Consider the following 4,274-nt stretch of genomic DNA (forward strand, 5'->3'; position numbering starts at 1 on the left):
GACGCTGTCCGTGCCGAACGTATTCGCCGCCTCGCCCGCGACCACCGCCGCAATCGCACTCTGAGCGTTCTGAGACTGGATCCCGGCCTGCGTCTGCAGGATGGATGCCGACCAGGAGCCTGGTGCCCCCTCGATGCCGACCAGCACCAAGTCGCTGGTTTTAAAGAGCGACGAAGGCGGGGTCGTCTGCGAGCCAGAGGCAAACGTGAACTCCGTCGCCGCGCCTTGCACCGTGAGGCTGTTCACCCCCGTGATCAGAAGATCATTAATAATGTTCTGGTTGCTCGTCAGGTTCACCGTGGGGGCCGCGATAGAGCCGGTGACGTCGTTGGCGACTAGGGTCAGCGTGCCAGTCGTCGTGAACGCACCCGCGATGTTTCCCGACGTGGTGAGCGTCGAACCTGCCGCCACGGTCACAGGATCGCCGAACGTCATCCCGCCGCCCGTCGTGGTCACATTGCCACCGAGAACCGTCGTCCCGCCTGCATCCGTGATCAGCGCACCAAGCGGCTGCGTGGCGCCAACCGTGCTGCCGAACGTCGTCGTACCACTGCTGTTGATCGTGAGAGTGTTGTTCTCGCCAGTTTCGCTGTTTACAGCGCCTGTCAGCGTCACGTTTCCGGCGCCAGTCGTGATCGAGCTGTTGCTGCCGACGGTTGTCGTACCGGTGATCGCGAAACTGTTGCCGTTCGTGACATACGCGCTGTTCATGAACACGTTGCCGTTGTAATGTTGGAATCCAGTGTTCGTGACATTGCTTAGCGTAATCGTGCCATTCCCGACTTGGGCAGTAACCGTAAAATCGCCGCCTAGTACAAGCGTTGTGAATGAAATATCGTTTGCGTCAACGATAGAAACAGGATTGCTTGCCCCGGAATTGCTAAGCGTCACGAGACCCTGAAAATCGTTGGCCGCGTGGATGAGCGTGATCGGGTTTGCTCCGGCGTTAATGTTCGCGGCTCCCGCCACCGTCAGCGCGCCGGTCTGACTGACCGCCCCGGCGCTCCCTACCTGCAGCGTGCCGCCGACCGTCGTTAGACCGAAGCTCGTCGTACCGGTGCCGGTGGTGGTTGTGCTCAAATTGCCTGCAACCGTACCCGAGACCGCCAAGTTGCCGCCTGCGTTTAGGGTGCTGTTGGCGCCATCGGTCAGTGCCACCGTAACCGCATTGATGTCGGTAATTGAGATACCTGTGCCGGTGGCTATGACCGTCGCAGAGAAGTCGTTTGTCCCTGATGTAAGGTTGATCGCACCGGTACCGCTAGTGACCGTCGCAGCATTGGCTAGCACGGTCCCAGTGCTCTGTAAAACGCCCAAGCCCGATAAGGTCAGCGTTTGGCCGGTGTTATTGATTGTCTGCGCCCCGAGATCAAGCGCACCGCCTGTAGTCGAAATTGACATCGGACCAGCTGTATCAGTGATCGCTCCAGTCACCGTCAGACCGCCCGCATCCGCAAGCGTGAACCCGCCAGAGCTCGTGAATGCACCCAGGTTGGTCAGCGCCGTCGTGCCAAGCGAAGTCGTCCCCGCCGAAGAACCCGTCAGCGTCGCCGCCGTCAACGTACCGGCCGATTGGCTAATGTTGCCCGCCGATGTGAGCGTCGCCGTGCCCGCACCCGCGTTCACGTTCCCGCCCAGCGCAATGTTGCCGCTGGTGGTCGTCACCAGCGTCACTCCGTTACCGGCCACGCTGCCCGTGGTGATCGCCAGGTTGCCGCTGTCGGTCGTGATCGAGGTCAGCCCCGTGCCCCCGCCCACCGCACCGGTCACGTTCAGGCCACCGGCGTCCACCAACGTGAGGGTCGTACCAGCAGAGAACGCCCCCAGGTTGGTCGCCGCTACCGTGCCCAGGTTCACCGATGTGGCCGCAGAGCCCGTCAGCGTGCCCGCCGTCACCGTGCCGCCGGTCTGATTGATCAGGCCGGCCGTCGAGTTGAGCGACGTCGTCGCCGCCCCCGAATTCACGCTCTGCGACATCGTCAGGTTACCCGCAGAGGCCGTCAGCGTGATGGCTCCGTTGCTCGTCGTCACCCCGACGATCGAGCCGACCGTGCCGACATCAAACGTGGCGGCTTGCGTGAAACTGAATGGATTGCCGGCTCCGGTGATGTTCGCCGCGATCGTGTTCAATGTCCCTGCGGTCGTCAGCGACGGCGCCGGCGCCGCCGTCGCCTCCACACCGAGCGCATTGGCCGTGATCGTCCCCGCGGTTTGACTGATCGTGCCCGCCGGCGCCGACAGCATCACCGCGTTCGCGCCCGCGTTCACGTTCGCGTTCAGCGTCATGTTCCCGCTGGTCGTGGCGGCCAGAGATATGCCCGTGCCGGTCACATCTGCATTCACCACCAAGTTACCGCCGTTGGTCGTGATCGAGGTCAGCCCCGTGCCGTCGCTCACCGCTCCAGTCACCGTCAGACCGCCCGCATCCGCAAGCGTGAACCCGCCAGAGCTCGTGAAGGCTCCGAGGTTTGTAATCGCGTTGGTTTGCCCTAGAGTCACAACGCCGCCCGAGTTACCCGTCAGCGTACCGGCGGTGATTGCGCCGCCCGTTTGACTGATACCCGCGCCCGTTGCCGTAAGCGTGACCTGACCAGAGCCAGCGTTAACGCTTTCCGCAAACGCCAAGCTCGTCGTGCTCCCATTATTGGTGATAACGATATTGCCGCCACCAGAGGCCAGTGACCCAGTGGCACTAATGGTTACCGTACCCGTGCCAGTCTGCGTACCCGCGGGGTCATTCGCGCTCAGCGTAATGGCACCGCCCGCCGTGCTCATCGCTGAGGCAATGGTGATGTTATTCCCAGCTTGGAAAGTTACAGAGTTCGCGCCAGTCTGTGCCAGCGTCAGTCCGCCGCTGAGGCCAGCGCTAACTGTAATGTCATTTGCTGCCTGAAGGACAATGTTTGTCGTCGCGCCGACGCCTTCGAGCGCCTCGTCAGATATTATGCCAGTCGTCCCATCCCCAAAAGCAAATGTTCCGTCTCCGGATCCAAGTTCGCCGTCATCGGCGCCAACGGTATCCTGAACCGTAATATTCGTGGGATCGAGAAGCAGTGTTCCGGTAACGCCATTCGGCGACCGTGTATCGACACTCGCGGCGAATGCGAGATTCCTTTTTCCAGACACTTCGACAAATCCACCATTTCCTCCGTACGCGCCGCCGCGTGCCGAAATTAGCCCACTAGCCCGTGTGGTGTCGTTCGCCCACACGATTACTCTACCGCCATCGCCAGTGCCGAGCGCATCTACAAGAATTTGGGCGCCGTGACCCAAGAAGGTCCTGTATGCGTTCGCTTCTGGGCCTCTGCCCCCGAAGTTGCCGCCGACGAGCACCGTTCCGCCGCCGGCGTCGCCCGAGGCGTTGATGGTGGCGGTCGCGCCGTCCAGGCCCACGCCGACGTACTCGCCCAGAACCTTCACCGTCCCGCCTTTAGCGCCGGCGTCCAAGCCCTGCGCCGAGAGCGAACCCGAGACGCTCACGACACCCTTCTCGCCGCCGTCGAGGACGATCACGCCGTTTCGCTCGGCGATGGTGTCGGCGCGGATGACGCCTTCGGTGTTGATCACGGTGTCGAGGATCGCGTTCGCCGAGCGGGCGGTCATGAGGACGGTGCCGCCGTCGGCGGCGAGCGTGCCCTTGTTGATCGCGGCGGCGTTCAAGGCTGCGGTCGGGACCTGGACGGAAATGAGGCCGTCGCCCACCATGTCGAGCCTGACCTGGTCGCCGGCGGCAAGCGCCACCGTTCCCATGCGCGCTGCGATCACGCCCTCGTTTCTCACGTGCGGCGCGGCGAGCACCGCGTAACCGCTCGGAGCGGTGATCGTGCCCTGATTGACCACGGCGCCGGCGCCGCCGGGATTCGTGAATACCCAGTTTCCGGAGAGGTAGCTCGCGTCGGTGATGGAAAGGGAGGTGGCGACGAGCCCCTTCACGTCCACGCTCGCGCCGGGCATGAAGTAAACGCCGGCCGGGTTGCTGAGGATGACGCTACCCGAGGCCGAAAGCGTGCCGTAAATCTCGGAGGGAGACTGCGCGCCGATGCGGTAGAGGGCGCTTCCGCCGACCGGCTGCGTGATAACCACCGACTCAGGCTTGGCGATGTTGAAAGTCTGCCACTCGATGATCGAGGTGCCGGTGGTCTGGTTGATGTTCATCGTGGTCGCGCTCGGCGTGCTGATCACCGAGCTGCCGTGTGTGACCACGCCGCCGGTGGGAAGCGCAACTGCCCCCTGCGACCAGAAGGCCGCCGCGACCGCAGCCGCGAGCGTGCTCC

1 protein-coding gene is annotated in these 4,274 nt (G+C 63.3%); it reads right to left on the bottom strand.

Annotated elements, in window-relative coordinates:
• Positions 1-4,274: filamentous hemagglutinin N-terminal domain-containing protein (locus VNN55_08945; GenBank protein HWO57677.1), on the bottom strand; the 4,274-nt coding region annotated here is incomplete at both ends.

The organism is bacterium (assembly GCA_035559435.1).
Lineage (GTDB): Bacteria > Zixibacteria > MSB-5A5 > WJJR01 > WJJR01 > JACQFV01.